Here is a 26377-nt window from a genome sequence, read left to right as displayed (position 1 = left end):
GCTGGCCGGGGAGTTCAAAACATCACCCACGCCACCAGCGGCGCAATCAGCACCATCGTCACGCCCGAGAGCATCATCACCAGGCTTGCGACAACCCCCTCCTGCTGACCGAGTTCATACGAACGCGCCGTCCCCGCGCCGTGCGACGCCGCGCCAAATCCTGCCCCCTTCGCCATGCCTTCCCGGATAGAGAGCCGCAGGAACAGCACATCCCCCACCGCCATACCAAAGACGCCCGTGACCACCACAAACAGCGCCACCAGATCCGGCTGCCCGCCGAGCGGTTTAGCCGCTGCCAGCGCAAACGGCGTCGTGACCGATCGCACGGCCAGGCTGCGCTGAATTTCATCAGGCAGGGTAAACAGCCGCGCCAGCCAGACCGAGCTGCACACCGCCACCACCGTCGCGGTAATGACGCCCGCGCTGAGCGACATCCAGTGGCGTTTAATAATCTTCAGGTTGTCATAGACAGGGACGGCAAAGGCGATGGTCGCCGGGCCGAGCAGCCACAGCAGCCAGTGGGACTCACCAATGTAGTTCTGCCAAGAGATATGGCCGAATACCAGCATCAGCACCAGCAGGATGGGCGTGAAGACCAGCGGCATCAGCGGCAGCGCGCGGAAGCGGCGGTACAGGCGCTTGTTGGCAAAGTAGATGACGACTGTCGCAATCAGGCACAGCACGCTTATCTGAAAGTTAGTCATGCTTCTGCCTGCTGATTTCAAACCGATACACGTTATCCACCACCCAGGCGGTAGCGCCCAACACCATCAGCGTGCTCAGAGCGATAACCGCGAAGATGCGCCAGCCGTCGACCATCAGCAGCTGTGCATAGTTCACCACGGCTACCACGGCCGGAACGAAGAACAGCAGCATCTCCGCCAGCAGCCAGCGCGCGCCGGCCCGCACCCAGCTAAGGGGTAACGCACGTGAGAGGATCAGCGTCAGCATCAGCACCATCCCCACCAGGTTGGCGGGTAAAGGCAGGTGCAGCCAGTCAACAAGATATTCCGCAAAAACAAACAGTCCCGCGTAGAGCAGTACCTGAACCGGTACCTGGAGTCGTTGCACAACGGCAGGCGTAACACGGCTTAACGCCACGGCCATGGGGGTTTTCCTCAGAAATGAGACGAGGCGCCAGTATAGTGAGCGTACGTCATCGACTGAAATGAATTAAAATCATCGAAGGTATAGTTTCGAGGAATAATCATGGACATAAGAACGCTGCGCTATTTTGTCGAGGTGGTTCGCCAGCAAAGTTTTACCCGCGCAGCGGAGAAGTTGTTCGTTACCCAGCCGACCATCAGCAAAATGCTGAAAAACCTCGAAGATGAGCTGAACTGTACCCTGCTGATCCGCGATGGGCGCAAGCTACTGCTGACCGATACCGGACGCGTGGTGTTCGAGCGCGGGCTGGCGATCCTGGGCGAGTTCCGCCAGCTTGAGGCCGAGCTTGCGGACATCAACCACCTGACTAAAGGTCTGTTACGTCTCGGCATTCCGCCAATGGTCGGCATGATGATGGCCGGGCCGATTAGCCTGTTCCGCCAGCGCTACCCCGGCGTTGAGCTTAAAATTTCTGAATTTGGCGGCCTGACCGTGCAGCAGGCGGTGATCAACGGCGAGCTGGACGTGGCGATGACGGCCCTTCCCGTGGAGGAGGAGAGTGGTCTGGCGACGCTCCCGCTCTTTAGCCACCCGCTGTGCGTGCTGGTGCCCCGCTCCGGCGACTGGCTAACGATAGACTCGGTGAAGCCCGAGCTGCTTGGCGAGCATCCCCTGCTGATCTACAACGAAGACTTCGCCTTAAGCCGCCAGCTGATGACCCTGTTTAACCACCATAACGTGAAGCCGCGCATTGCGGTGCGCAGCGGCCAGTGGGATTTCCTGGCGGCGATGGTGCAGGCGGGCGTGGGGATTGCCATTCTGCCGCAGCCGATCTGCGAGCGGCTGGATAAAAACACGCTGCGCTGGATCCCGCTGGAGAGCGATCTCCACTGGCAGTTAGGGATGATTTGGCGTGAAGGGGTGTATTTGTCGCACAGCGCGCAGGCGTGGTTGCAATGTTGTGAGGGGTTTTGGGTCCCCCCACCCCAACCCCTCTCCCCATAGGGGCGAGGGGCTCGATCGGTTCCCTCTCCCCTATGGGGAGAGGGTTAGGGTGAGGGGCAAAGCGCGCTACTGATTCTCTATCAACAGCGCTTCCAGCAGGTCCAGATCGTGCAGCAGTTTTTGCAGCGTCTCGTTGCTGATCTGGCGCGTGGCGCGCAGGTGATACAGCTCGGCGCGCTCGGAGCGCAGCGCCGCCAGGCGGAACCGACGCTCCAGGTTCTCCTCCTGCAGCGAGCTTTCCACGTCGTTACGCCCGTCGGCGCGGCGGCGCAGGTTACCTATCACCCGCGAGCTGACTTCCTTCAGCAGCTGGTTATCAATGTTCTCTTCGGCGTCGGCGGCCAGACGCTCCTCCATCTTCTCAATGGCTACAATCGCCACTTCCGCCGTGGCCGCGCGGGCAATCCGCTCCTCTTTGTGCTGTTGGGTCGAGTCACCGGCATCAATGTGCTGGAGTAAAATCGGCAGCATAATCACGCCGACAAACAGCGAGAAGAGGATCACGCCCGCCGCCAGGAACACCAGCTCGTAGCGCGCCGGGAAGACGTCCCCCGTTGGCAGCAGCAGCGGAATGGAGAGTACACCGGCAAGGGTAATCGCCCCGCGGACGCCCGCGAAGGAGGCAATCAGCAGCTCGCGTGTGGTCCAGGAGCCGAACTCCATCGGCTTTTTCGTCAGGAAGCGCACGCTGAATCTTTTCATCGTCCAGAGCCAGCCGAAACGCACCAGCATCAGCGCCATGTAGATCAGCACGATATCGGTAAACAGCATCCAGACTTCAACGTTCGGATCGGCCTCTGCTGCGATGAGCGAGGACTCCATAATGCCCGGCAGCTGCAGGCCCAACAGCAGGAATACCATGCCGTTGAACACAAATTCCAGCATTGCCCAGGTGCTGTTGGCGCGCAGGCGCATCGCCAGCGGCGCGCGGCGCATTACGCCGGAGCGGGTGATGGTCATCCCCGCCGCCACCGCCGCCAGAATGCCCGATACGCCGATATGTTCGGCAATCAGATAAGAGGCAAACGGCAGCAGGAACAGCAGCACGATCTGCGTTGCCGGTTCATCGCCGCCCCAGCGGCTGAGGAAGCGTAGCGAGCGGCCATACAGCCAGCTAACCACGAAGCCTGCGAGGATACCGCCAATCGCCACCTTGAAGAATTCCAGGGTCGCACCACCCACGGTAAAGACCATCGTTCCCATGGCAACCGCCACGGCAAACTTCAGGGCGACCAGGCCGGAGGCGTCGTTCATCAGCGCCTCCCCCTGTAAAATGCCCATGATTTTCTTCGGAATGCGGCCTTCGCCCACAATGCCGGAAAGCGCTACGGCATCGGTTGGCGACAGCACGGCGGCCAGCGCAAAGGCGGGAATTAACGGGATACCCGGTACGGTCCAGTAGATCAGGAAACCAATCCCGACGACGGTGACCACCACCAGCGCCAGCGCCAGGCCGAGGATCTCTCGTCCATGCTCAAGAAATTCGCGCGTGGGGGTTTTCCAGCCATCGGCAAACAGCAGCGGCGGGATAAACAGCACGAGGAACAGTTCCGGATCGAATTCCACGTGCAGACCGAACGTCGGCCACGCCAGCAGCGCACCGATAGCTATTTGCATTAAAGGCAGGGGGACCTGGAAGGGCAGTACGCGTGTAACCACCCCGGATAACGAGACCACAAGGGTCATGATGAGTATTGTGAAGAAGATTTCCATGCGTTCCCTGTTTGCTGTGTTACTTATGTACTACGGAAGGCGTCGTGCCTTTTATTCTATCTTCCCCAGAGTAACGCAAAAGGCAACGGGATGAGTCCTGAAAATAAAAACGGGCGGCCTGAGCCACCCGTTTTCGCATCAATGGATAACTCAGATTGCCCAGCCGCCCGCGTAGAACGCCACCAGCGCAACGGCGATCACCACGGTGCCGATGTTCAGCTTGCGCCATTCACCGGAAACCAGACGGCCAATCACCAGTGAGGCGAAACCGATCATGATACCGGTCACGATGTTACAGGTCAGGACGATAAACACTGCGGTAATCAGGCCGGACATCGCATCCACGAAGTCCGCAAAGTCGATTTTCGCCACGTTGCTCAGCATCAGCAGGCCGACGTACATCAGCGCTGGCGCGGTCGCGTAGGCCGGGACCAGGTAAGAGAGCGGAGAGAGGAACAGGATCAGCAGGAACAGCACGCCGACGGTGATCGCCGTCAGGCCGGTTTTACCGCCTGCTGCCGTACCCGCTGCAGATTCGATGTACACCGCCGCAGGTGCCGCGCCGACCAGACCAGAGAAGACGCTGCTCAGGGAGTCGGTGGTTAGCGCTTTGCCGCCATCGATAATCTGGCCGTCTTTATCCAGCAGGTTGGCCTGACCGGCCACCGCGCGAATGGTACCGGTCGCGTCAAATACCGCGGTCATCACCAGCGCCAGCACGCTTGGCAGGATCACCGGGTTCAGCGCGCCCACGATATCCAGGCTGCCGATCAGGGAGTTGCCTTTGTCATCGCTCAGCGACGGCATGGCGAAAATACCGGAGAAGTGGACGGTCGGATCGAAAATCAGGCCGACGATGGAAATGCCGATAATGGTCAGCAGGATGCCGCCCGGTACCTTCAGTTTCTCCAGGCCGATAATCACCGCCAGACCGATCAGCGACATAATGACCGGGAAGCTCGCAAAATGACCCAGCGCCACCGGCAGGCCGTCCAGTGGGTTCTTGATCACCAGGCCAACACCGTTGGCGGCGATCAGCAGCAGGAACAGGCCGATACCGATACCGGTGCCGTGCGCCACGCCCTGCGGCAGGTTGCGCAAAATCCAGCTACGGATGCCGGTGGCGGAAATGACGGTAAACAGTACGCCCATCAGGAATACGGCGCCGAGGGCAACCGGTACGCTGATCTGCTGGCCCAGCACCAGGCTGAATGCGGTAAAGGCGGTCAGAGAGATGGCGCAACCAATCGCCAGCGGCAGGTTCGCCCACAACCCCATGACGATGGAACCCACGCCAGCCACCAGGCAGGTGGCGACGAAGACAGCCGCTGGCGGGAAGCCCGCTTTGCCCAGCATTCCCGGTACCACGATAACGGAGTAAACCATCGCCAGAAACGTTGTCAGACCGGCAACGACTTCCTGGCGCACGGTGCTGCCGCGAGCCGAAATTTTAAACATGGCGTCAAGTGAACCGCCGGTACGCGCAGATGGCGTAGACATAGAAACATCCCCTGAGAGTTTTTATAGAACGTCCATAAGCGTGGTGGAGACACCGCTGCCAGCTAAAACGTCAAATCCGTGTGTTGCGTTTGCGACGAAAGGGCGTCACAAAAAAAGCAAACGTTTAGCTCCGCGCTTATAAAACGGGTAGTCAAATTAAGGCAAACGATTATCCAGCCTAATCCACGCCCTTTTCAACTGAACTTTGTCGATTTTCGCTAAAATTCACTTATGACGATGAAGAAATAGACAGAGGATGCGCAAACGTTATCGTCTATGCGCAATTTATTTACATCTCAATCCTCGCCCGGGATAGATAACGGGCCACCTTGTTGCAGAGTTCTTTGCCAGCCAGGGCTGCTTTCCACCTTTTGCTTCCATGCCTGAATGTGCGGCAGATTATCAATGCCACCGCGCGCCAGCAGGGCAAAGAGTGGAAAGCTCATCTGAATGTCGGCCATACTGAACGCTTCTCCGGCAAACCAGCTGTTTTTAGCAAGATGTGAATCTATAAAGCGCGCATGGGTTTCCAGCTGGGGGTTGAGATATGCTTTCTGCACCCCCTGCCCCAGCGCCTTGCCCAGAGTTCGGATGCCAAACGGCACGGGCGGCTTGCCGAGGCTGCTGAAGACTAGCTTCATTAACAGCAGCGGCATCAGCGACCCTTCCGCGTAATGCAGCCAGAAGCGATATTGCACCTTGTGCGCGGGGTCCAAAGGTTTCAGCCGCGATTCGGCATCATAGGTTTCCTGCAGATACTCCAGAATGGCGCCTGACTCCGCAAGGATCAGCCCGTTATCTTCAATGACCGGGGATTTGCCCAACGGATGCACCTTTTTGAGGGACTCGGGTGCCAGCATGTTCTTTTCGCGCTGGTAGTGAACGATCTCATAAGGCAGGGCGAGTTCTTCCAGCGCCCAGATCACGCGGTGCGAGCGCGACTGGTTCAGGTGATGTACCGTGAGCATGATTTTCTCCTGTTATTCATACTTTTTAACTATAGAAAATCGAACAACACCGCGAAAAAATTTCGTCTAAAAAACGGCTCGCGCGGCTGGCGATAAAACGGGTCTTGCATAGAATTAAAGTGTCAGCACAATCCGGAACCTCCCCAACCAGCTCGACACGAGGGGTGCTGATGTCGGGGGAAACCCTCCCGTGAACCAGCGGGATAGAGAGAAAGACAAAGACCGGGAAAAACTAAAGCGCCCTTTGTGGCGCTTTAGTTCTTTATGATGCTTTTTGCCGGGTGGCGCTTCGCTTACCCGGCCTACGTTCTCAGTTTTGTAGGCCGGGTAAGGCGCAGCCGCCACCCGGCAAACAGGCCGCACGGACTCAATCCTCCTCCAGCAGCCGTGCCCCCGTCCCCTGCTCGCCCAGCCTGTCGCCGGGGTTACGCAGCGGGCAGTCGCTACGGGACAGGCAGCCGCAGCCGATGCAGCCGTCCAGCTCGTCACGCAGCGCGACCAGCGTGTGGATACGTCTGTCCAGCTCTTCACGCCACTGGGACGAAAGTTCTTTCCACTCTTTCGGGCTAAGCGTATGCCCTTCCGGCAACACGCCAAATGCCTCACCGATCGTCGCCAGGGGTATGCCGATGCGTTGCGCAATTTTGATAATCGCCACGTAGCGGAGCACGTCGCGGGTATAGCGGCGCTGATTTCCGCCGTTACGGATGCTTTTAATTAACCCTTTGCTTTCATAGAAGTGGAGCGCCGATACCGCAACGCCGCTTCGCTTTGCCACTTCGCCGGGGGTTAAAAGCGCTTTAATACGCGGCAATCTCTTTTCCATAAAACCTCTTTACCTCAAGTTAACTTGAGGAATTATACTCCCCCGCAGAGAAAACGACGAATCAACCGAGAAAGTTGTATCTACAGAGGGGCAACCTTATGTCGCATCAGCAGATTATTCAGACACTTATTGAATGGATTGACGATCATATCGACCAACCGTTGAACATTGATGTGGTCGCTAAAAAGTCGGGCTATTCGAAATGGTATTTACAGAGGATGTTCCGCACGGTCATGCACCAGACGCTGGGTGAGTACATTCGTCAGCGCAGGCTGCTGCTGGCGGCGCAGGCGTTACGCTCAACGCAGCGGCCGATTTTTGATATCGCGATGGATCTTGGCTATGTGTCGCAACAAACCTTTTCCCGTGTGTTTCGCCGCGAGTTTGACCGTACGCCAAGCGATTACCGCCACCAGTTGAATTAATCCCGTCATTGCAAAGGTTGCTGCTGCCAGGTCATAAATTCCTGGGGCGGCATCGCTTTCGCGAAGTGCCATCCCTGACAGAACTGAACGCCGCGCTTCAACAACCAGCTCACCTGCTCAGCCGTCTCAACCCCTTCGGCAATGGTTTTAAGCCGCAGGCTTTGCGCCATCTCGATAATATGCTCGGCGATCAGGTGGCTGGTACTGTTGGTGGTTAAGGTGTCGATAAACGATTTGTCGATTTTCAAAATATCGACGTTCAGCGAGTAGAGGTTGTGCAGGTTGGAGTAACCGGTTCCGAAATCATCGATCGCCACTTCATAGCCCGCCTGACGGAAGGCCTGAATCACCGGCGTGGTTTTTGGGACATCGATAAAACCGCGTTCCGTCACTTCAATTTTAATTTGCTGGGCGCGTACGGCGTAGTGCCGGGCCTTGTCAGAAATCATGGCGATCAGCCGCGAAGAGTGGAAGTCCGTGGCCGACAGGTTAATCGAAATATAGAGATGCGGATGCGCCGCCAGGAAATTGCCCAGATCGCTGAACACCTCCTCAACAACATAATCCGTAATTCGCTCGCTCATTCCCTCTTTTTCAGCCAGCGGAATAAATTCAGCCGGGCTCATCACCTGCCCGTTGAAACCAGGCCAGCGCAACAGCGCCTCTGCCCCCACGCACTGGTTATTCTTGATATCAATAATCGGCTGATAGTGCAGACAAAGCTGACGTTTGTTCAGCGCCCGGTGCAGTAGCCGCCCCGGCGAATTAAGCTCACGATGGGTGCGGGACCACACCAGCAAAATAATAATGCTGCAGATCATTCCCAGCGGCAGCGTCAACGTCGCCTGGTGATAGAGCGTTTCATAAAAACGTTTATCTGACGTCGACACGATAGCGGCAATAGGTCGTTTTGGCGATTTCACGACGGTATAGAAACGGTTATCTTTTTGAAATACCGATTCCTTATCCTGAATCATCGAATTTAATAAAGTCGCATTGGCTTTCTGACTGACGGAAAAGAAGGCATTGGTTACCGTATCGTATACCCCCCATGCGAGGGAATGATCGGTAGACATCACTTCACTGTAAGAAAGCGGATTGACCACCACGACATAATTTCCGCGCTGCATATATGTCATTTTATAGCCAGTATAAAATGGCGTATCGCGAAAATAATAGATCGCAACGTCAGGTTTACGCGTGTAATTAGCAACCGGAATGACATAGGGTTGATCCGGTGTAAAAACGGTCGAACAAAGAAAATTCTGACCTTCAGCATAAATTAAATCGGCGACAAACAGGCGGCCACGAACAACGTTCAACATATATTGACGATGTTCCGGCGTACAATGTTCACCCTGATATTTTTCTGCCTCGTCCCTGGCCAGGTCAACTTGTTGAATTACCAGTTCAGTTTTGTCTAAAGCCAGTTCAGCAAATGTACGTAGCTGAGCGCTCGTTTCCGACTCGGCTCTCAGCTGGGCAAACCATAGAGCAAGCATCACCGGCAGCATAACTACCATGATGATTCCTACCACCCTGAGTATTTTGCGCCGCGCGCTACGATTCATTTCCCGCCCTATATCCCTGCATGTTGTACGCCTGTAGTAATGAAGGCCGGATGCTTTGTTAAACAGGTGATTACGTTGCATGAATCATGCGAAGTTAGCAACTGACTTTTAGTATTAAAAATCTTAAATTTCGTTATGACGATAATATTTTCCCGTAAGCTAAACTGTAAGTATTCGTTCCGTTTCAATTAAGGAAAATAATTATCCACCACGCCTGGGTGGTTTTGAGAGAACACCACAGAGGATCGCTGATTAAGCCAAACTTCTGGCGGCATGAAAAAAGCACAACGCCAACGTGACGTTTTATCCTATTTATGCGGGTGTATTTTGTTCGTTGATTTATAAATAATCAGACATCATCACAATATTATCAGAAAATAATGCTTCTCCTAAAAACGGCACGGCTGGACGTCTCTTTGCCTCCAGATGCTCTTCCCCGCTTGCCCGGCGGGCATTACCCCGCACGTTGTGGGTCCGCATCCCTTTGTACGAAGGCAGTCCCGTACCGCACACTCTTTTTCCGGCTAATAAAATCCCCTTTTTGGCTACGCAGACACTGGCGAATAAATCAACAAATGTGATATAGTTCACACATATTGTGTAACGAGAAACACTGTTTCATTCAGTTCGTCTGTTTTGTAGAGGATGGGTTTTATGGCAACCATTACTACCAGCATGGTTCTCCTGCGCTGGCCCTTGTTGAGTGCGTTTTTGATGTTTTTAGCCAGCACGCTGAACATTCAGTTTCGTAAATCCGACTACGCGGGTCTTGCCGTCATCAGTACCCTGCTAGGGCTTGGCGCGGCTTGCTGGTTCGCAACGGGCCTGCTGGGCATCACCCTGCTGGATATGGCCGCCGTCTGGGAAAATATTAAAGTAGTGATGGTTGAGGCGATGAGCCACACGCCACCAGACTGGCCGATGGTCATTACCTGATCTCTTCAGCAACAAAAAACCCAGACGATGTCTGGGTTTTTTGTTTTAGCATCCGTTGATCAGAACGGGATGTCGTCGTCGAAGTCCATTGGCGGTTCGTTAGACGGGGCAGGAGCAGACTGCTGCTGCGGACGAGACTGCGCGCCGCCGCTGAACTGGTTGCCGCCCTGTGGCTGCTGAGGCTGACCCCAACCGCCCTGCTGCTGGCTGCCACCGGCTGGTGCGCCGCCGCCCTGACGGCCACCCAGCATCTGCATGGTGCCGCCAACGTTCACCACCACTTCCGTGGTGTACTTCTCAGCGCCGGACTGATCGGTCCATTTGCGGGTACGCAACTGGCCTTCGATATAGACCTGAGAACCTTTACGCAGATACTCACCGGCTACTTCTGCCAGTTTGCCAAACAGCACAACGCGGTGCCATTCGGTCTGCTCTTTCATTTCACCGGTCGCTTTATCACGCCAGGATTCGGAAGTAGCCAGCGTAATGTTGGCAACTGCGCCACCACTCGGCATGTAGCGTACTTCCGGGTCCTGGCCCAGATTACCGACGAGAATCACCTTGTTTACGCCTCTGCTGGCCATGTTCGTGTCTCCTGAATACGTTTCTTAATAGTGTAAACGCGCGAGTGTACCATTTCCATGCTGCACTTTGATAGTTGCGTAGCACGTTCCAGAGTTCTCTCGCCACTCAACATTGTTACACAGCGAATCAGAAAATGCATTCCAATACTGTATATTCAAACAGGTTAAATTGTGTCATAATTAGCCGTTTCTGACAGCCGTTTGTCCTTCAAACAAACCAGGCAATCCGTGTTCCAACCGGGAAAGGTGAATGGATAAGATCGAAGTTCGGGGCGCCCGCACCCACAATCTCAAGAATATCAACCTCATAATCCCTCGCGACAAACTCATCGTCGTGACCGGGCTTTCGGGGTCTGGCAAATCCTCACTGGCCTTCGACACTTTGTATGCCGAAGGACAGCGTCGTTACGTTGAATCACTCTCTGCGTACGCGCGTCAGTTCCTGTCGCTGATGGAAAAACCGGATGTCGATCATATTGAAGGGTTATCGCCTGCTATCTCCATTGAGCAGAAGTCGACCTCGCATAACCCGCGTTCAACGGTCGGTACCATCACTGAAATTCACGACTACCTGCGTCTGCTGTATGCCCGCGTGGGTGAGCCGCGCTGCCCGGACCACGACGTCCCGCTGGCGGCACAGACCGTCAGCCAGATGGTCGACAACGTGCTGTCGCAGCCGGAAGGCAAACGCCTGATGCTGCTGGCGCCTATCATTAAAGAGCGAAAAGGCGAACACACTAAAACGCTGGAAAACCTGGCAAGCCAGGGCTATATCCGCGCCCGCATCGACGGCGAGGTGTGTGACCTGTCGGATCCGCCAAAGCTGGAGCTGCAGAAGAAGCACACCATTGAGGTGGTGATTGACCGCTTTAAGGTGCGTGACGATCTCGCCACGCGTCTGGCGGAATCTTTCGAAACGGCGCTGGAACTCTCTGGCGGCACGGCCGTGGTCTCCGACATGGACGACCCGAAAGCGGAAGAGTTGCTCTTCTCCGCCAACTTCGCCTGCCCGATTTGCGGCTACAGCATGCGCGAGCTGGAACCGCGCCTGTTCTCGTTCAACAACCCGGCGGGCGCGTGCCCGACCTGTGACGGCCTGGGCGTGCAGCAGTATTTCGATCCGGATCGCGTGATCCAGAACCCCGAGCTGTCGCTCGCGGGCGGTGCGATTCGCGGCTGGGATAAGCGCAACTTCTACTACTTCCAGATGCTGAAGTCGCTGGCGGAGCACTACAAGTTCGACGTTGAAGCCCCGTGGGCAAGCCTGAGCCCGAACGTGCACAAAGTGATCCTGTTCGGTTCCGGCAAAGAGAACATCGAGTTCAAATATATGAACGACCGTGGCGACACCTCCGTGCGTCGTCACCCGTTCGAAGGGGTGCTTCACAATATGGAGCGCCGCTACAAAGAGACCGAATCCAGCGCGGTGCGCGAAGAGCTGGCGAAGTTCATCAGCAACCGCTCCTGCGCCACCTGCGAGGGCACGCGTCTGCGTCGCGAAGCGCGCCACGTATTTGTTGAAAATACGGCGCTGCCGACCATCTCAGACATGAGCATCGGCCACGCGATGGACTTCTTCAACAACCTGAAGCTCTCCGGCCAGCGCGCAAAAATCGCCGAAAAAGTGCTGAAAGAGATCGGCGATCGCCTGAAGTTCCTGGTGAACGTTGGCCTGAACTACCTGACGCTTTCCCGCTCGGCAGAAACGCTCTCCGGCGGTGAAGCCCAGCGTATCCGTCTGGCGAGCCAGATTGGCGCGGGCTTAGTGGGCGTGATGTACGTGCTGGATGAACCATCTATCGGCCTGCACCAGCGCGACAACGAACGCCTGCTCGGGACGCTGGTCCACCTGCGCAATCTCGGCAACACGGTAATCGTGGTCGAGCACGACGAAGATGCGATCCGCGCGGCTGACCACGTGATCGATATCGGTCCTGGCGCGGGCGTACACGGCGGCCAGGTGGTCGCAGAAGGGACGCTGAAAGATATCATGGCGGTGCCCGAGTCGCTGACCGGCCAGTACATGAGCGGCAAGCGCAAGATTGAAGTGCCGAAACAGCGCGTCGCGGCGAACCCGGAAAAAGTGCTTAAGCTCACCGGGGCGCGCGGCAACAACCTGAAGGACGTCACCCTGACGCTGCCAGTTGGCCTGTTTACCTGCATTACCGGCGTGTCCGGTTCCGGTAAATCGACGCTGATCAACGATACGCTGTTCCCGATTGCGCAGACGGCGCTGAACGGCGCGACGCTCGCCGAACCTGCGCCGTATCGCGACATTCAGGGGCTGGAGCATTTCGACAAGGTTATCGACATCGACCAGAGCCCGATTGGCCGTACGCCGCGTTCCAACCCGGCAACCTATACCGGCGTCTTCACGCCTGTACGTGAACTCTTCGCCGGCGTACCGGAAGCGCGTTCGCGCGGTTATACCCCTGGACGTTTCAGCTTTAACGTGCGCGGCGGCCGCTGTGAAGCGTGTCAGGGCGACGGCGTGATCAAGGTTGAGATGCACTTCCTGCCGGATATCTACGTGCCGTGCGATCAGTGCAAAGGCAAGCGCTATAATCGCGAAACGCTGGAGATTAAGTACAAAGGCAAGACCATCCACGAAGTACTGGACATGACCATCGAGGAGGCGCGCGAGTTCTTTGACGCCGTCCCTGCGCTGGCGCGTAAGCTGCAGACGCTGATGGACGTAGGGTTGACCTATATTCGTCTGGGGCAGTCCGCCACCACGCTGTCAGGCGGTGAAGCCCAGCGCGTGAAGCTGGCGCGCGAGCTCTCCAAACGCGGTACGGGCCAGACGCTGTACATTCTGGACGAGCCGACCACCGGGCTGCACTTTGCCGATATCCAGCAGCTGCTGGAGGTTCTGCATCAGCTGCGCGATCAGGGCAACACGATTGTGGTTATCGAACATAACCTGGACGTGATTAAAACCGCGGACTGGATTGTCGATCTTGGCCCGGAAGGCGGCAGCGGCGGCGGTGAAATCCTCGTCTCCGGTACGCCAGAGACCGTTGCAGAGTGCGAAGCCTCGCACACCGCGCGCTTCCTTAAACCGTTGCTGTAATCTCAGACGGAGAGCTGCTGCCGGGTCGTTTCCGGCAGCAGCTCAACCGCCTGCTTATAAGACGCATCCACCAGATAGTAAATTTGCGAGCCAGGCAGCGAACCGTCCAGATAGACGGTGCTCCAGTGCGCTTTATTGAGGTGCTGGCTCGGCCTCACATCATCATGCTGCTGACGTAACAGATCCGCCAGTTCCGGGCTGGTTTTCAGCGACGCCGCCGGGCGCCCCTCCACCTCTTTCACCATCGCAAACAGCACGTCTCCCACTTTAATCTGCGTGGCTTTCCAGTCGCTATGAACGCTCTGCTCTGCGCCAGGTTTACTCATGCAGTACTGAAGTAGCTCCGAAATTGTCATCTTTATTCCCCTTGTAGCGTTGCGATGATTTTACGCGAACCACCGTGAATGCGATGTTCTCCCAGCCAGATCCCCTGCCACGTTCCCAGCAGTAGCCGCCCGTTGTGTACCGGCAACATCAGCGATACGCCCAGCAGAGAAGATTTGATATGCGAAGGCATGTCATCCTGGCCTTCATAATCGTGCTCGTAGGGGGCGTTGTCCGGAACTGTCTTCAGGAAATGGTGTTCCATATCTGACCGGACGGTAGGATCGCAATTTTCATTAAGCGTGAGAGAGGCTGACGTGTGCTGAAGCAGCAGATGCAGTAAACCCGTTTTGACGCGCGACAGATCGCGGATTTGCCCGATGACTTCCTCCGTCACAAGGTGAAACCCGCGGGGTTTAGCGCTTAAGGTCAGGGTCTGTTGATACCACATGTGCTGCTCCGTTAAGAAAGATGGATCTTTCTAAGTGTGCAGCAAGAAGGCGAAAGGTAAAACCCGCAGCGGCGGATTTGTTCAAAAAAGAATCAAACTCGCCGCGCGCGTGCTAATACTCGGAGTTCACAATCACCTCTTCGCCAAACTTGCCTGCCATTGGCAGCGGTCGATAGGTCGAGTTAGAGGCACGCAGCACCCGGATCGCTCTGGCCCCCACATCCTGCGCCGCGGTAATGTCGTTATCCGAATCACCGTAGAACACTTTGATGTTTTTCTGCTCCAGCCACTGGGTTTTGGTGTTTTGTCCCTCTTTATCACCCGCAAAAATGACCGGGTTCATGCTGGCTGCCGGGATCTGAAAATCGTCCTGCAGGGTTTTGGAGACGGTCTCGGTTTTGGTCTGGCTACGACCGGTAACGAAGTAAATGCTGTCGCCGCGCTTAACGTGCATAGCAATTACCGCCCGGGCGACCTCTTTCGGGATGCTGTACTCGTCCCAACCGTTATTCATTTTTTCCCAGAACTCCGGGTTCTTCAGATACGCTTCGCTGTCGGGCGAATACATTTTCTTGCCACGCCAGAACCCCGGGCTGGAGAAGAGAACGGTATCGTCAATGTCGAAGCCCACGGCCATTGGCGGACGGCCCACCAGGCTGTTTTCGATTTGTGCCACGGAAACCCAGTGAATGGGTGCCTGTTCGGCCAGCATGGCGGCGGTGGTGCCGGTGTAGAGCGGCGTCGGTGCAGAAGCTCGCGCCACAACAGCACTATTAAGCGAGAACAATAAGCAGGCGGCGCTGAGCGCCAGTGTGATCTTGCGCATGTTTTCCCCTGAATATTCAGTTTGTTATCGTTTTATTTTGAGTGGATGGTCAAAAAACTATCCGACCATAACCCCAGCGGGAGGTGAAGGAAAGGAGTTTTTGCTTATGAAGCGGAATAAAAAGAAGAGGATCACAAAAGGCCGGACAACCTTTTTGTGCGGCCTGATGGCCTCACCCAACCCTCTCCCACGGGGAGAGGGTTGGTAAGTACTTACATCACAGCAGCAAACGCCTGCGCCACGCGATGAACGTTGCTGGCATTCAAACCCGCCACGCACATACGGCCGCTGGCGATCAGGTAGACGCCGAACTCTTCACGCAGGCGATCGACCTGCGCCGCGCTCAGTCCGGTGTAGCTGAACATCCCGCGCTGCTTGAGCAGATAATCAAAGTTATGCCCCGGTACGGCCTCTTTCAGGACGTTAACCAGCTCCTGACGCATTGACAGGATGCGCTTACGCATCGCTTCCACTTCGGCAAGCCAGGACGCTTTCAGCTGTTCGTCACCGAGTACCGTCGCCACCACCTGCGCACCAAAGTTTGGCGGGCTGGAGTAAATGCGGCGCACCGTCGCCTTCAGTTGACCCAGCACGCGGCCCGCCGCTTCGGCGTCTTCACACACCACGGACAGACCGCCAACGCGCTCGCCGTAAAGTGAGAAGATTTTTGAGAAGGAGTTGCTGACCAGCGCTGGCAGCCCGGCGCTGGCAACGGCGCGGATGGCGTAAGCATCTTCTTCCATGCCCGCGCCAAAGCCCTGGTAGGCGATATCGAGGAACGGGATCAAATTGCGGGCCTTCAGCACCTCTATCACCGCATCCCACTGAGCATTGGTGAGGTCCGCACCGGTCGGGTTATGGCAGCATGGATGCAGCAATACGATACTGCGCTCCGGCAGTGTGTTCAGTTTTTCCAGCAACGCTTCGACGCGCACGCCGTTGGTTTCGCTGTCGAACCACGGATAGGTCTCGACCTTAAAGCCTGCCCCCTCGAAGATCGCAACGTGGTTTTCCCACGTCGGGTCGCTGACCCACACGCCGGAATCCGGGAAGTACTTTTTAAGGAAATCTGCACCCACTTTCAGCGCCCCTGAGCCGCCCAGCGTCTGGATGGTCGCCACGCGTTTCTGCGCGAGTACCGCGTGATCGGCCCCAAACAGCAGAGGCGCGATGGTGTTGCGGTAGGAGTTAAGCCCTTCCATCGGCAGATAAAGAGACGCACCGTGCGTAACAGCGTTAAGGCGCGCTTCGGCTTCAGCAACGGCTTTTAATTGCGGGATGATGCCATCCTCGTTGTAATACAAGCCAATGCTGAGGTTCACTTTGTCGCTGCGAGGATCTTCTTTGAAACGCTCCATTAAGGAGAGGATAGGGTCGCCGGCATAGGCGTCAACTTTCTGAAACACGCGATGGTTCTCCGGAATTCGATGAGGCAGGAATTTCAACAATAAACCGGAAGTGGGAGAAGGTCGAGAGGATGTTAATAAAGTTGGAGTGAGGTTAAATCCCTCACTCCACTGGCGGTTCAATCAATGTATTTCATTGCCACCCGCGACGTCAGGCGCGTGATAAGTTCGTAAGCACTCACTTTCGTAATTTCAGCAATGCGTTCAACGGGCAGACCATCGCCCCACATCACCACATCGTCGCCCGCTTTATCCTGGGCTTCAGGTCCCAGATCTACGCAAATCATATCCATCGCCACGCGGCCGACAATCTTCACTTCACGACCGTTGACCAGCACCGGCGTACCCGTTGGCGCAGCGCGCGGATAGCCGTCGCCGTAGCCCATCGCCACCACGCCGAGACGCGTGTCGCGCTCGCTGGTCCAGGTGCCGCCGTAACCCACCGGCTCTCCCGCTTTGTGCTCACGCACGGCAATCAGCTTTGAAACCAGCGACATCACCGGCTTAAAGCCTAAGTCCGGCCCCCAGGGTTTGTTCTCCAGCGGTGAAACGCCATAAAGGATGATGCCCGGACGCGCCCAGTCGAAGTGCGACTGCGGCCACAGCAGGATCCCGCCGGAGGCCGCAATCGAGCGCATCCCCGGCTTGCCTTCGCAGAAGGTGTTAAAGATATCGAGCTGCTGCTCGGTTGCCCCGCACTCGGGCTCATCGGCACGGGCAAAATGGCTGACGATATTCACCGGCTGGCGCACGTTTTTGCACTGGCTCAGACGCTGATAAAACGCTTCTGCGTTTTCCGGACGCACACCCAGCCTGTGCATGCCCGTGTCGAGCTTCATCCAGACGGTCACCGGCTCGCTCAGTGTGGCAGTTTCCAGCGCGGCCAGCTGCTCTTCGTTGTGTACCGCCGTGTGCAGACGCTGGTCGGCAATGGTTGGCAGATCCGAGGCTTCAAAAAAGCCTTCAAGGAGCAGAATAGGTTGAGTAATGCCGCCTGCGCGCAGACGGAGAGCTTCTTCAAGACGGGCGACGCCAAAGGCGTCGGCATCGGGGAGCGTTCGCGCGGTCTCAAGAAGACCGTGTCCGTAAGCGTTCGCTTTCACGACTGCAACGAGCCTGCTGGCGGGCGCCAGTTCACGCAGACGTTGCAGGTTGTGTCGCAGAGCGCGGCGGTTAATCACAACAGTTGCCGCTTGCATTTGAATTCCTTAGAAATTACTCATCATCATATTGAGGACCGGCATAGTTGTCGAAACGCGACCACTGTCCGTTAAAGGTCAGACGCACCGTCCCGATCGGGCCGTTACGTTGCTTACCAATGATAATTTCGGCGATCCCCTTCAGGTCGCTGTTCTCGTGATAAACCTCATCACGGTAGATAAACATGATTAAGTCGGCATCCTGCTCAATGGAGCCGGACTCACGCAGGTCGGAGTTGACCGGGCGCTTGTCGGCACGTTGTTCCAGGGAGCGGTTCAGCTGCGACAGCGCCACTACCGGCACGTGCAGCTCTTTGGCTAACGCCTTGAGCGAGCGGGAAATCTCCGCAATTTCCAGCGTACGGTTGTCGGAGAGCGACGGGACGCGCATCAGCTGAAGGTAGTCGATCATGATAAGGCCGATGCCGCCGTGTTCACGGGCGATACGGCGCGCGCGGGAACGGACCTCAGTCGGCGTCAGGCCGGAGGAGTCATCAATATAGATGTTCCGTTTTTCCAGCAGAATGCCCATGGTGCCGGAGATACGCGCCCAGTCCTCATCGTCGAGCTGGCCGGTACGAATGCGGGTCTGATCCACGCGCGACAGCGACGCCAGAGAACGCATCATGATCTGTTCGGAGGGCATCTCAAGGCTGAAAATCAGTACGGGTTTATCCTGCAACATCGCCGCATTTTCGACGAGGTTCATCGCAAAAGTTGTTTTACCCATCGACGGACGCGCCGCGACGATGATCAAATCCGACGGCTGCAAACCGGCAGTTTTCTTGTTCAAATCGTCATAACCGGTGTTCACCCCGGTTACACCGTCGTGCGGCTGCTGGAACAGCTGCTCAATACGCGCCACGGTAGCGTCGAGCACATCGGCGATGTTTTTTGGGCCTTCGTCTTTGTTCGCACGGCTTTCGGCGATTTTGAAGACGCGGGACTCGGCAAGGTCAAGCAGGTCTTCGCTGGTGCGGCCCTGCGGGTCAAAACCGGCCTCGGCAATCTCATTCGCCACCGAGATCATCTCGCGAACGACGGCACGTTCGCGCACGATATCGGCGTAAGCGCTGATGTTCGCCGCGCTTGGGGTGTTTTTTGACAGTTCTGCCAGGTAGGCAAACCCACCGACGCTGTCCAGCTGCCCCTGACGCTCAAGCGATTCCGCGAGCGTGATCAGGTCAATCGGGCTGCCGGACTCCTGCAGGCGCGCCATTTCGGTAAAGATGTGGCGGTGCGGACGGGTGTAGAAATCTTCAGACACCACGCGCTCGGCAACGTCGTCCCAGCGTTCGTTATCCAGCATTAAACCGCCCAACACCGACTGTTCCGCTTCAATCGAGTGCGGCGGGACTTTTAACCCTGCGACCTGGAAATCACGCTCGCGAGGTTCAGCCTGTTTGTTGAAGGGTTTGTTTCCTGCCATAGTGAATGGAGTTACCGAGATAAAGAGTGGGTCGAAAGATTACCATATTTTTCTTACGGAGGGAGCATGGCAACGCGCATTGAGTTCCAGAAACACGGCGGTCCTGAAGTGCTGAAAGCGGTGGAGTTTACCCCCGCTGCGCCTGGGGAGAACGAAATCCAGGTTGAAAACAAAGCTATCGGCATTAACTACATCGATACCTATATTCGCGGCGGCCTCTACCCGCCTCCGTCAATGCCGAGCGGCCTGGGCACTGAAGCGGCCGGCATCGTCAGCAAAGTGGGCAGTGCGGTTAAACATATCAAAGAAGGCGATCGTGTGGTGTATGCGCAGTCTGCCCTGGGCGCTTACAGCTCCGTCCACAACGTCCCGGCGGACAAAGCCGCTCTGCTACCGAACGCCATCTCCTTTGAGCAGGCGGCCGCCTCATTCCTGAAAGGGCTGACGGTTTATTACCTGCTGCGCAAAACCTACGAAATTAAGCCCGATGAGCAGTTCCTGTTCCACGCTGCCGCCGGTGGTGTGGGGCTGATTGCCTGCCAGTGGGCGAAAGCCTTAGGCGCGAAACTCATCGGCACCACAGGCAGTGCGCAAAAAGCGCAGCGTGCGCTGGACGCGGGCGCGTGGCAGGTGATCAACTACCGGGAAGAGAGCGTCGTCGAGCGGCTAAAAGAGATCACTGGCGGCAAAAAAGTACGCGTGGTGTATGACTCGGTGGGGAAAGATACCTGGGAGGCGTCGCTGGACTGCCTTCAGCGTCGTGGGCTGATGGTGAGCTTCGGTAACGCCTCAGGCGCTGTAACCGGCGTTAATCTGGGCATTCTGAACCAGAAAGGGTCTCTGTACGTGACGCGCCCTTCTTTGCAGGGTTACATCACCAACCGGGAAGAGCTGGAGGAAGCCAGCAACGAGCTGTTCTCGCTGATCGCCAGCGGCGTGATTAAGGTGGATGTGGCAGATGCGCAGAAATACCCGCTAACCGATGCACGGCGTGCTCATGAGGTGCTGGAAAGCCGGGCGACGCAGGGTTCAAGTTTGTTAATTCCCTGACCCCTAAAAAGAAATTGGGCTTCCCGTGGGAAGCCCTTTCTTTTTTTAGTTCGGCTGTATGTAGGGTACAGCTCGATGAATTCTGTAGCGGCAGTCATAGTGACAGATTCGATAAGTAAATCCTATTCTGTTCTAAGCCATGCCGCCGGAAAAGTTACAAGTATGTGACGAACCCCTCAATACCTTAGTAACGGAAGCGGTTATTGCGCTGATAAGTCGGCAATTTTGGCGCTTTAATCGCCCGTATTACCCACACCACGGCGATAGCCAGCAGCAGCCACGGCAGCAGTTTGATCGTCAGGGCAAATAACCCGCCGATAAACATTACCACTGTCGCCACAACGAGCGCGGCCAGAATGCCGAGCAGCGACACGCCTGTGGCTAACAGCATGACAAAAAAGCCAATGATAAAAAGTAGTTCCAGCATGGTGCTCTCCCACGAGTTCCCGAATGTTGCTGCAATCATTACAAGAATCATGCCAAAGCTAACGCATTGTTCTTAAAGCAAAACGCCCCGCGAGAATTCGCAGGGCGTGGTGAATTTGACGAACTTTTAGCGAAAGTTATCGCTTGTCTGCCACCAGTCGCAGTGCATGTTCCAGCACCTCAATATCGGCACCGGCTTTATGCGCATTCTCGCTCAGGTAGCGACGCCACTGACGCGCGCCCGGAATACCCTGGAACAGGCCAAGCATATGGCGAGTGATATGGCCAAGATAAGTGCCATTACTCAACTCGCGCTCAATGTAAGGGTACATCGCACGCACGACGGCAACCGGATCGGTGTCCGCGCCTTCGATGCCAAAGATTTCGCGGTCGACCGTCGCCAGAATGCCCGGATTCTGATACGCCTCGCGCCCGACCATCACGCCATCCATATGTTCAAGGTGCGCTTTGGCCTCTTCCAGCGACTTGATACCGCCGTTAATTGACATCGTGAGGTGCGGGAAATCACGTTTCAGTTGATACACGCGCGGATAATCCAGCGGCGGGATCTCACGGTTCTCTTTCGGGCTGAGGCCGGAGAGCCAGGCTTTACGGGCGTGAATGATAAACATCTCGCACTCGCCTTTCCCGGATACCGTGTTGATGAAATTGCACAGGAATTCGTAGCTGTCCTGGTCATCAATTCCGATACGGGTTTTGACCGTTACCGGTATGGAGACCACATCACGCATCGCCTTGATACAGTTCGCCACAAGCTGTGCATTGCCCATCAGACAGGCGCCGAACATGCCGTTTTGCACTCGGTCGGAAGGACAGCCAACGTTGAGGTTAATCTCGTCGTAGCCGCGTTCTTCCGCCAGCCTCGCGCACTGCGCCAGCGCGGCCGGATCGCTGCCCCCCAGCTGCAGGGCAACCGGATGCTCTTCTTCGCTGTATGCCAGGTAGTCGCCCTTCCCGTGAATGATTGCGCCCGTGGTCACCATTTCCGTGTACAGCAGCGTATGGCGGGAGAGCTGACGCAGGAAATAGCGGCAGTGTCTGTCCGTCCAGTCGAGCATCGGCGCAATAGAGAAACGGTGTGCAGGGAAAGCGGTCTGGTATTCTGACAACATGACGAAGTTTTAAGCATCTGGTGGAAAAGGGGCGCTACTATAGCACAAAGAAAAGCCGGAGGCGCATCGCCTCCGGTAGACTTTAGAACGTCATACTCAGCTGGGCCCCTGCGCCCCAGGTTTCGTCTTCACCGTACAGGCCCATCAGGTCAACATGAACGGTACTGAACGGCGCGAAACCAACACCGCCGGTAAAGACGTTGCTGTCGTTACCTTTCATGTCCGCGCGATAACCGGCGCGCACCGCCAGCCAGCTCAGCGGAGTCACTTCAGCACCGACCCCAACATACTGCGACGTATCTTCGCTCTTGAAGCCTTTGGTTTCGGTCAGATCGCCATCGGCGGTCAGGGTCACCAGATCGTTGTGCCAGGCGGCGCCCGCGGTCACCAGCGGACGGATCTGGTAGGTGTCTTTATAGCTCACCACTTCCCCCGTACGCCCGTTGCGGATGCGGATATCTTTGGTGTCGATATCGCGCGACATCAGGTTTTGCCCGCTCACGCCGACCGTCCAGTGTTCGCCAAAATCAGCGGCAATACCGGCATCGACGTTAAAGCCGGTATCGTCTGTACGGTAGCGGCTGTCGTTCCACTTATTACTGTCGTAATCGTAGATTGAGGTGGTGTAGTTATAGATCCAGGTTTTTTGCAGTTTTGGCGTCACGCCCACGGAAACCGGAACACCGCCAAGGTCAAACTGGCGGGCAACGGCAACGCCATAGTCAGACACAATCGCCGCCCGACCGGACGCCGTTGAGTTGAGGTTTTTAGTGATCTGATCCGTGCCGTTCAGCGCAGCGTCCAGGGCAACACCGGCAGCCACCACATTGCTTCTTTGAATACTGCGCAGATAATCAATATCCTGCTGATCGATAGACGAACTGACCCGACCATGGGCATAGCCTTTCGCCATAAAGGCCACGGAAAGCACATCGTTAGGGATACTCACGGCAAGCCCTGCCCCTGCCGTCGCGCGTGCGGTTTTACCCTTGAGATAGTCCAGCTCATCGGCCAGATCTTTGGCCGCGCCCTGGAACTGATTAATCGAGCCTAGCGGATTGGTGATGACCTGAATTGGCGTAAGGTTATCAACCACATCTTTATAATGATTGATTTTGTCGTTGATGGTATCAATTTCGTCCTGAAGATTGTCTTCATCCGTCACCTGCACCCCAACGGACGGCAAAATGACCGTCACATCATCGTCCGGTTTTGCCTTTGCAAGCAGCGCGGGGTTAATTAATGCCCCGCTGCCATAACTGCCAGAAGCAACGCCGGTCCCCCCCATCGCGTCGCTACGTGATTCTGTCCAGGTATTGGCTGCTCCCGCCTGATTTGCCATAAACAAGGAGACAGCGATGCTAACCACCGAAAATTTAAAATGTTTTTTCACAGTATGCCCGTCTTATAGTCTGTTATGAAATAACGCCTGTCTGTTATCCCCCAAACAGGCGCGAACTATTGCTGTGAATAAAGATAAAAAGACCCGCTAATTCACTCCCTAAGTAAAACTCCCTTACGGCCTGTTGTAATTTGTGACGGCCCTCAATATTTATAGAAGAGGAAATTATTTTTTCACAGGTTTTCCATCATGTGGGCCAAAGAATTGAGGGGGATGATCTACCCAGCGGTCCTCTCGCGTGGCGGCATAGACCGGGTTGAGCGGATAGTAGATGCGGTTTTGCTTCTTGTTGGCCTCACCCACCACCAGTAACCGAACCTCTTCGTCCGTATTGTTGATAAAGGTGTGGCACACGCCCGTTCCGGCGGGAAAGCCCACGCTGTCACCGGGTTCAAGCTTCCACAAGTAGCCATTAATCCAGGCTTCGGGATAGCCCTCAAGCACGTAGATAAACTCTTCTTCGTCACTTTCCGCATGGGGATAGGACGTCCGACGTCCTGGCGGTAAACGCTCATGATGGATGCCTATGCGCCTGAGGCCCAGGCTGCGAGCCAGCGGTGCACCGATGGAAAAAAGCTCGTTACTGTCGGGGTAGGTGGCGTCATCTGGCCCTTCTACGTCGCGCCAGTGCGTAATACAGTCTGGTTTTTTCATGGTTACATTTCCGGTTTGCGATGCGTCAGGTATAGCACAGCCTGGCGGATATCGGTGTTTTTGCCATAACATGGTAAAGTGAGGGTTTTACATCCCAGAACATCCGAGGTGCTAAATGGATAAGTCCACAAAAGAGCTGTTAGCGCAGGCCGAAAAGCTGTGCGCGCAACGCAATGTGCGCCTGACCCCTCAGCGCCTTGAAGTCTTGCGCCTGATGAGCCTGCAACAGGGGGCAATCAGCGCCTACGATCTGCTCGACCTGCTCCGTGAAAGCGAGCCGCAGGCTAAACCGCCCACGGTGTATCGCGCGCTGGATTTCCTGCTGGAACAAGGGTTTGTGCATAAAGTCGAATCCACAAACAGCTATGTGCTGTGCCATCTTTTCGATCAGCCAACCCACACATCGGCGATGTTTATTTGCGACCGTTGCGGCGTGGTAAAAGAAGAAGGCGCAGAGGGCGTAGAGGACATTATGCACACGCTGGCGGCAAGGATGGGTTTTGCCCTGCGTCATAACGTGATTGAAGCACACGGGTTGTGTTCAGCATGCGTAGAGGTGGAAGCCTGTCGGCATCAGGATGCATGTCAGCACGACCACTCAATTCTGGTGAAGAAAAAGCCGCGTTAACGGCAAAAGAAAAGGCGGCCTGAAGCCGCCTGTGTGGGTTATTCAGCGTTACCAACGATAGTCGTTACGGGTTTCCCAGTCTTTGACTTCGTTTTCCGCCTGATCTTTCGCGTAGCCGTAACGTTCCTGAATTTTACCGACAAGCTGATCGCGTTTACCTTCAATGACGGTCATATCGTCATCTGTCAGCTTACCCCACTGTTCTTTCGCTTTACCTTTGAACTGCTTCCAGTTGCCGCCGATTTCGTCTTTATTCATCATCGTGTCCTCTTAGTTAAGCGTCGGGTCGTAACGTCCGTTACGTTCTTTTCTGCTGGACGTGATAATTATTGTAGTTAAGGATTCGGCGGTTGGTTTCATATTCGGAATCTTTAACCGTCACGATATATCATGGCGGGAGGGAAGCCAGGTATTATTTTGCCAGTGACGGTGCCAGATAAAGGCAAGCGACAGGCCGCGCAGAGAGAGGAAGACCGCAAGCGCCAGCCACAAACCGTGATTACCCAGCCAGGGTAGCGTCAGCAGCGTCAGACCAAACCCCGCCGCCGCGACCGCCATACTGTTGCGCATTTCCGCCCCGCGCGTCGCGCCGATAAACATGCCGTCCAGCAGATAGCACCAGACACCTACTACCGGCAAAATAACCTGCCAGACGATGTAGCGGTCCGCCAGTTCGCGTAAAGCCGGTAACGAAGTGAGCAATGCAATAATGTCACGGCCAAAACAGGCGTAAATCAGTGCGAATGCCAGCGCGACCAGGCCCGACTGGCGGCAGGCCGCACGCCAGACATTCCGAAGCTGCCCACTTTCCCGCGCGCCGTACGCCTGCCCGGAATGCGCCTCAACGGCATAGGCGAAGCCGTCCAGCGCGTAGGCGGTGAACGTCAGCAATGTCATCAGGACTGCATTCACCGCAACGATTTCTGGCCCCAGTCGAGCCCCAAAGACCGTCAGAGCGCCGAAACAGATCTGAAGCAGCAGCGAACGCAGCATGATGTCACGGTTGAGCGCCAGCAGCCTGCGGATATTGCCGCGCCATGCTGTTTTGAGCAGCGCAAGGGAGATCCCGCGCATCGCCAGCACGCGCCAGACCATCCACAAGCCAATGAAAAAGGTCCCGTATTCTGCAATCGCCGTCGCCAGTGCCGCCCCGCGTACGTCCATATGCAGGCCCATCACCAGCCAGAGATCGAGCACAATGTTGAGAAGGTTTCCCACGACCAGCAAAATCACTGGCGCACGGGCATATTGCACGCCCAGTAACCAACCCAGCAGAACAAGGTTTGCCAGCGAAGCGGGCGCGCTAAGCCAGCGAATTTCCAGGAAGCGACGCGCCTGCTCCAGTACCGCCTCGTTGCCGCCAACGACCTGGAGTGCAAGGTCGATCAGGGGCGTGCGCAGTAAAACAATCAACATTCCCGCGCCCAGCGCCAGGATCAGCGGCTGCACCAGCGCACGCGCCAGACGTAACGGGTCTTTCGCACCGTACGCCTGTGCCGTGAGCCCGGTAGTACTCATACGTAAAAAGAGCATCAGCATAAACAGGAAGCTGGTTGCCGTCGCCCCAATCGCCACGCCGCCAAGATAAACAGGGGAATCGAGATGACCAATAACGGCCGTGTCGACCAGACCCAACAAGGGCACGGTGATATTGGAGAAAATCATCGGCAGGGCAAGACGCCACAATGCCTTATCTGAAGCCGTCAGCAGTGACATGGGAAATACCGGGAATGGAAGACGA

27 protein-coding genes are annotated in these 26377 nt (G+C 56.1%); 6 read left to right on the top strand and 21 right to left on the bottom strand.

All coding sequences use genetic code 11. From position 1 onward, the window contains the following. Positions 1-14 precede the first annotated feature (14 nt). Both AC4ICF_RS01610 and AC4ICF_RS01605 read right to left on the bottom strand, forming a co-directional pair. Positions 15-704: an LrgB family protein gene (locus tag AC4ICF_RS01610; RefSeq protein WP_116343852.1), complete on the bottom strand. Its 690-nt coding sequence runs from the start codon at positions 702-704 to the stop codon at positions 15-17. Next, a complete protein-coding gene (locus tag AC4ICF_RS01605) occupies positions 697-1107 on the bottom strand; it encodes a CidA/LrgA family protein (RefSeq protein WP_116343851.1) in 411 nt (136 codons plus the stop codon). The genes AC4ICF_RS01610 and AC4ICF_RS01605 overlap by 8 nt, the downstream gene beginning before the upstream one ends. 102 nt (positions 1108-1209) lie before the next feature. On the opposite strand from AC4ICF_RS01605, the gene AC4ICF_RS01600 reads away from it, so the two are divergent. After that, on the top strand, positions 1210-2112 hold the full coding sequence (locus AC4ICF_RS01600; protein WP_491466142.1) for a LysR family transcriptional regulator: 903 nt from the start codon (positions 1210-1212) through the stop codon (positions 2110-2112). Between the two features lie 66 nt (positions 2113-2178). Here AC4ICF_RS01600 and AC4ICF_RS01595 read toward each other — a convergent pair whose 3' ends face one another. The 4 genes from AC4ICF_RS01595 to soxR form a co-directional block, all read right to left on the bottom strand. Next, positions 2179-3825 carry a Na+/H+ antiporter gene (locus AC4ICF_RS01595; RefSeq protein WP_116343849.1) on the bottom strand — a complete coding sequence of 549 codons (1647 nt, stop codon included), beginning with the start codon at positions 3823-3825 and terminating at the stop codon, positions 2179-2181. A gap of 150 nt (positions 3826-3975) precedes the next feature. Next, the gene (gene ghxP / locus AC4ICF_RS01590) at positions 3976-5325 is read right to left on the bottom strand and encodes a guanine/hypoxanthine transporter GhxP (RefSeq protein WP_028015179.1); all 1350 of its coding nucleotides are present in this window, start codon (positions 5323-5325) and stop codon (positions 3976-3978) included. 296 nt (positions 5326-5621) lie between these two features. Continuing rightward, complete coding sequence (locus AC4ICF_RS01585) at positions 5622-6293, bottom strand: glutathione S-transferase family protein (protein WP_116343848.1); 672 nt, start codon at positions 6291-6293, stop codon at positions 5622-5624. A 367-nt stretch (positions 6294-6660) separates the two neighbouring features. Next, complete coding sequence (gene soxR, locus AC4ICF_RS01580; RefSeq protein WP_023331806.1) at positions 6661-7119, bottom strand: redox-sensitive transcriptional activator SoxR; 459 nt, start codon at positions 7117-7119, stop codon at positions 6661-6663. A gap of 98 nt (positions 7120-7217) precedes the next feature. Between soxR and soxS the strand changes: the two genes are divergently transcribed. Beyond that, entirely contained in the window at positions 7218-7544 is a 327-nt protein-coding gene (soxS, locus tag AC4ICF_RS01575) for a superoxide response transcriptional regulator SoxS (RefSeq protein ID WP_008503387.1), read from the top strand. A 5-nt stretch (positions 7545-7549) separates the two neighbouring features. Here soxS and AC4ICF_RS01570 read toward each other — a convergent pair whose 3' ends face one another. After that, positions 7550-9115: an EAL domain-containing protein gene (locus AC4ICF_RS01570; protein WP_166712659.1), complete on the bottom strand. Its 1566-nt coding sequence runs from the start codon at positions 9113-9115 to the stop codon at positions 7550-7552. Between the two features lie 339 nt (positions 9116-9454). Next, positions 9455-9706, bottom strand: coding sequence for a hypothetical protein (locus AC4ICF_RS01565; protein ID WP_131728597.1), 252 nt, complete (start codon positions 9704-9706; stop codon positions 9455-9457). A 63-nt stretch (positions 9707-9769) separates the two neighbouring features. On the opposite strand from AC4ICF_RS01565, the gene AC4ICF_RS01560 reads away from it, so the two are divergent. After that, the gene (locus AC4ICF_RS01560) at positions 9770-10051 is read left to right on the top strand and encodes a YjcB family protein (RefSeq protein ID WP_048957473.1); all 282 of its coding nucleotides are present in this window, start codon (positions 9770-9772) and stop codon (positions 10049-10051) included. A 59-nt stretch (positions 10052-10110) separates the two neighbouring features. Here the strand turns inward: AC4ICF_RS01560 and ssb1 are convergent, their stop codons facing one another. Further along, the gene (ssb1, locus tag AC4ICF_RS01555; RefSeq protein ID WP_048957472.1) at positions 10111-10635 is read right to left on the bottom strand and encodes a single-stranded DNA-binding protein SSB1; all 525 of its coding nucleotides are present in this window, start codon (positions 10633-10635) and stop codon (positions 10111-10113) included. Positions 10636-10885: 250 nt separating this feature from the next. On the opposite strand from ssb1, the gene uvrA reads away from it, so the two are divergent. Next, a complete protein-coding gene (gene uvrA, locus AC4ICF_RS01550; protein ID WP_116343846.1) occupies positions 10886-13708 on the top strand; it encodes an excinuclease ABC subunit UvrA in 2823 nt (940 codons plus the stop codon). Positions 13709-13710: 2 nt separating this feature from the next. On the opposite strand, the gene AC4ICF_RS01545 is transcribed toward uvrA, so the two are convergent. The 6 genes from AC4ICF_RS01545 to dnaB form a co-directional block, all read right to left on the bottom strand. Then, complete coding sequence (locus tag AC4ICF_RS01545; protein WP_116343845.1) at positions 13711-14064, bottom strand: MmcQ/YjbR family DNA-binding protein; 354 nt, start codon at positions 14062-14064, stop codon at positions 13711-13713. A 2-nt stretch (positions 14065-14066) separates the two neighbouring features. Beyond that, positions 14067-14483 (bottom strand): secondary thiamine-phosphate synthase enzyme YjbQ, encoded by a 417-nt coding sequence (locus tag AC4ICF_RS01540; protein WP_116343844.1) that lies wholly within the window; start codon positions 14481-14483, stop codon positions 14067-14069. Between the two features lie 112 nt (positions 14484-14595). Continuing rightward, positions 14596-15309 (bottom strand): acid phosphatase AphA, encoded by a 714-nt coding sequence (gene aphA, locus AC4ICF_RS01535; RefSeq protein WP_116343843.1) that lies wholly within the window; start codon positions 15307-15309, stop codon positions 14596-14598. A 212-nt stretch (positions 15310-15521) separates the two neighbouring features. Beyond that, positions 15522-16715 carry an aromatic amino acid transaminase gene (gene tyrB / locus AC4ICF_RS01530; RefSeq protein ID WP_166709796.1) on the bottom strand — a complete coding sequence of 398 codons (1194 nt, stop codon included), beginning with the start codon at positions 16713-16715 and terminating at the stop codon, positions 15522-15524. 119 nt (positions 16716-16834) lie between these two features. Next, a complete protein-coding gene (gene alr / locus AC4ICF_RS01525; RefSeq protein ID WP_166709794.1) occupies positions 16835-17914 on the bottom strand; it encodes an alanine racemase in 1080 nt (359 codons plus the stop codon). A 16-nt stretch (positions 17915-17930) separates the two neighbouring features. Continuing rightward, positions 17931-19343, bottom strand: coding sequence for a replicative DNA helicase (gene dnaB / locus AC4ICF_RS01520; protein WP_166709792.1), 1413 nt, complete (start codon positions 19341-19343; stop codon positions 17931-17933). A gap of 66 nt (positions 19344-19409) precedes the next feature. On the opposite strand from dnaB, the gene AC4ICF_RS01515 reads away from it, so the two are divergent. Next, positions 19410-20393, top strand: a complete 984-nt coding sequence (locus AC4ICF_RS01515; protein ID WP_116343840.1) for a quinone oxidoreductase — start codon at positions 19410-19412, stop codon at positions 20391-20393. A 184-nt stretch (positions 20394-20577) separates the two neighbouring features. Here AC4ICF_RS01515 and pspG read toward each other — a convergent pair whose 3' ends face one another. From pspG to AC4ICF_RS01495, 4 genes are all read right to left on the bottom strand, one after another. Continuing rightward, positions 20578-20820 (bottom strand): envelope stress response protein PspG, encoded by a 243-nt coding sequence (pspG, locus tag AC4ICF_RS01510; RefSeq protein ID WP_166709790.1) that lies wholly within the window; start codon positions 20818-20820, stop codon positions 20578-20580. Positions 20821-20956: 136 nt separating this feature from the next. Beyond that, entirely contained in the window at positions 20957-21952 is a 996-nt protein-coding gene (gene dusA / locus AC4ICF_RS01505; RefSeq protein ID WP_316380621.1) for a tRNA dihydrouridine(20/20a) synthase DusA, read from the bottom strand. A gap of 82 nt (positions 21953-22034) precedes the next feature. Then, positions 22035-23294, bottom strand: a complete 1260-nt coding sequence (locus AC4ICF_RS01500) for a conjugal transfer protein TraF (RefSeq protein WP_208327162.1) — start codon at positions 23292-23294, stop codon at positions 22035-22037. Positions 23295-23519: 225 nt separating this feature from the next. Beyond that, on the bottom strand, positions 23520-24008 hold the full coding sequence (locus tag AC4ICF_RS01495) for a cupin domain-containing protein (RefSeq protein WP_166709786.1): 489 nt from the start codon (positions 24006-24008) through the stop codon (positions 23520-23522). 115 nt (positions 24009-24123) lie between these two features. On the opposite strand from AC4ICF_RS01495, the gene zur reads away from it, so the two are divergent. Next, positions 24124-24636 (top strand): zinc uptake transcriptional repressor Zur, encoded by a 513-nt coding sequence (gene zur / locus AC4ICF_RS01490; protein ID WP_116343836.1) that lies wholly within the window; start codon positions 24124-24126, stop codon positions 24634-24636. A gap of 48 nt (positions 24637-24684) precedes the next feature. Here the strand turns inward: zur and AC4ICF_RS01485 are convergent, their stop codons facing one another. Next, positions 24685-24894: a CsbD family protein gene (locus tag AC4ICF_RS01485; RefSeq protein ID WP_014882139.1), complete on the bottom strand. Its 210-nt coding sequence runs from the start codon at positions 24892-24894 to the stop codon at positions 24685-24687. A gap of 120 nt (positions 24895-25014) precedes the next feature. After that, entirely contained in the window at positions 25015-26352 is a 1338-nt protein-coding gene (gene dinF, locus AC4ICF_RS01480) for an MATE family efflux transporter DinF (protein WP_316380622.1), read from the bottom strand. Between the last annotated feature and the right edge of the window lie 25 nt (positions 26353-26377).

Source organism: Enterobacter sp. ECC_219_Taxon_10 (genome assembly GCF_058354905.1).
Note: the sequence above shows the minus strand (reverse complement) of the source record. Positions and strands in the feature narration are given on the sequence as shown.

Bases quoted from the DNA above. Each gene is read 5' to 3' on its own strand.
- pspG (WP_166709790.1), bottom strand. From the start codon at position 20,820: ATGCTGGAACTACTTTTTATCATTGGCTTTTTTGTCATGCTGTTAGCC.
- alr (WP_166709794.1), bottom strand. From the start codon at position 17,914: ATGCAAGCGGCAACTGTTGTGATTAACCGCCGCGCTCTGCGACACAAC.
- soxR (WP_023331806.1), bottom strand. From the start codon at position 7,119: ATGGAAAAGAGATTGCCGCGTATTAAAGCGCTTTTAACCCCCGGCGAA.
- dnaB (WP_166709792.1), bottom strand. From the start codon at position 19,343: ATGGCAGGAAACAAACCCTTCAACAAACAGGCTGAACCTCGCGAGCGT.
- ghxP (WP_028015179.1), bottom strand. From the start codon at position 5,325: ATGTCTACGCCATCTGCGCGTACCGGCGGTTCACTTGACGCCATGTTT.
- AC4ICF_RS01495 (WP_166709786.1), bottom strand. From the start codon at position 24,008: ATGAAAAAACCAGACTGTATTACGCACTGGCGCGACGTAGAAGGGCCA.
- AC4ICF_RS01540 (WP_116343844.1), bottom strand. From the start codon at position 14,483: ATGTGGTATCAACAGACCCTGACCTTAAGCGCTAAACCCCGCGGGTTT.
- soxS (WP_008503387.1), top strand. From the start codon at position 7,218: ATGTCGCATCAGCAGATTATTCAGACACTTATTGAATGGATTGACGAT.
- AC4ICF_RS01585 (WP_116343848.1), bottom strand. From the start codon at position 6,293: ATGCTCACGGTACATCACCTGAACCAGTCGCGCTCGCACCGCGTGATC.
- zur (WP_116343836.1), top strand. From the start codon at position 24,124: ATGGATAAGTCCACAAAAGAGCTGTTAGCGCAGGCCGAAAAGCTGTGC.
- AC4ICF_RS01595 (WP_116343849.1), bottom strand. From the start codon at position 3,825: ATGGAAATCTTCTTCACAATACTCATCATGACCCTTGTGGTCTCGTTA.
- AC4ICF_RS01545 (WP_116343845.1), bottom strand. From the start codon at position 14,064: ATGACAATTTCGGAGCTACTTCAGTACTGCATGAGTAAACCTGGCGCA.
- AC4ICF_RS01485 (WP_014882139.1), bottom strand. From the start codon at position 24,894: ATGAATAAAGACGAAATCGGCGGCAACTGGAAGCAGTTCAAAGGTAAA.
- aphA (WP_116343843.1), bottom strand. From the start codon at position 15,309: ATGCGCAAGATCACACTGGCGCTCAGCGCCGCCTGCTTATTGTTCTCG.
- dinF (WP_316380622.1), bottom strand. From the start codon at position 26,352: ATGTCACTGCTGACGGCTTCAGATAAGGCATTGTGGCGTCTTGCCCTG.
- AC4ICF_RS01570 (WP_166712659.1), bottom strand. From the start codon at position 9,115: ATGAATCGTAGCGCGCGGCGCAAAATACTCAGGGTGGTAGGAATCATC.
- AC4ICF_RS01610 (WP_116343852.1), bottom strand. From the start codon at position 704: ATGACTAACTTTCAGATAAGCGTGCTGTGCCTGATTGCGACAGTCGTC.
- AC4ICF_RS01560 (WP_048957473.1), top strand. From the start codon at position 9,770: ATGGCAACCATTACTACCAGCATGGTTCTCCTGCGCTGGCCCTTGTTG.
- uvrA (WP_116343846.1), top strand. From the start codon at position 10,886: ATGGATAAGATCGAAGTTCGGGGCGCCCGCACCCACAATCTCAAGAAT.
- AC4ICF_RS01605 (WP_116343851.1), bottom strand. From the start codon at position 1,107: ATGGCCGTGGCGTTAAGCCGTGTTACGCCTGCCGTTGTGCAACGACTC.
- AC4ICF_RS01600 (WP_491466142.1), top strand. From the start codon at position 1,210: ATGGACATAAGAACGCTGCGCTATTTTGTCGAGGTGGTTCGCCAGCAA.
- dusA (WP_316380621.1), bottom strand. From the start codon at position 21,952: ATGTTGTCAGAATACCAGACCGCTTTCCCTGCACACCGTTTCTCTATT.
- AC4ICF_RS01515 (WP_116343840.1), top strand. From the start codon at position 19,410: ATGGCAACGCGCATTGAGTTCCAGAAACACGGCGGTCCTGAAGTGCTG.
- ssb1 (WP_048957472.1), bottom strand. From the start codon at position 10,635: ATGGCCAGCAGAGGCGTAAACAAGGTGATTCTCGTCGGTAATCTGGGC.
- AC4ICF_RS01500 (WP_208327162.1), bottom strand. From the start codon at position 23,294: ATGGCAAATCAGGCGGGAGCAGCCAATACCTGGACAGAATCACGTAGC.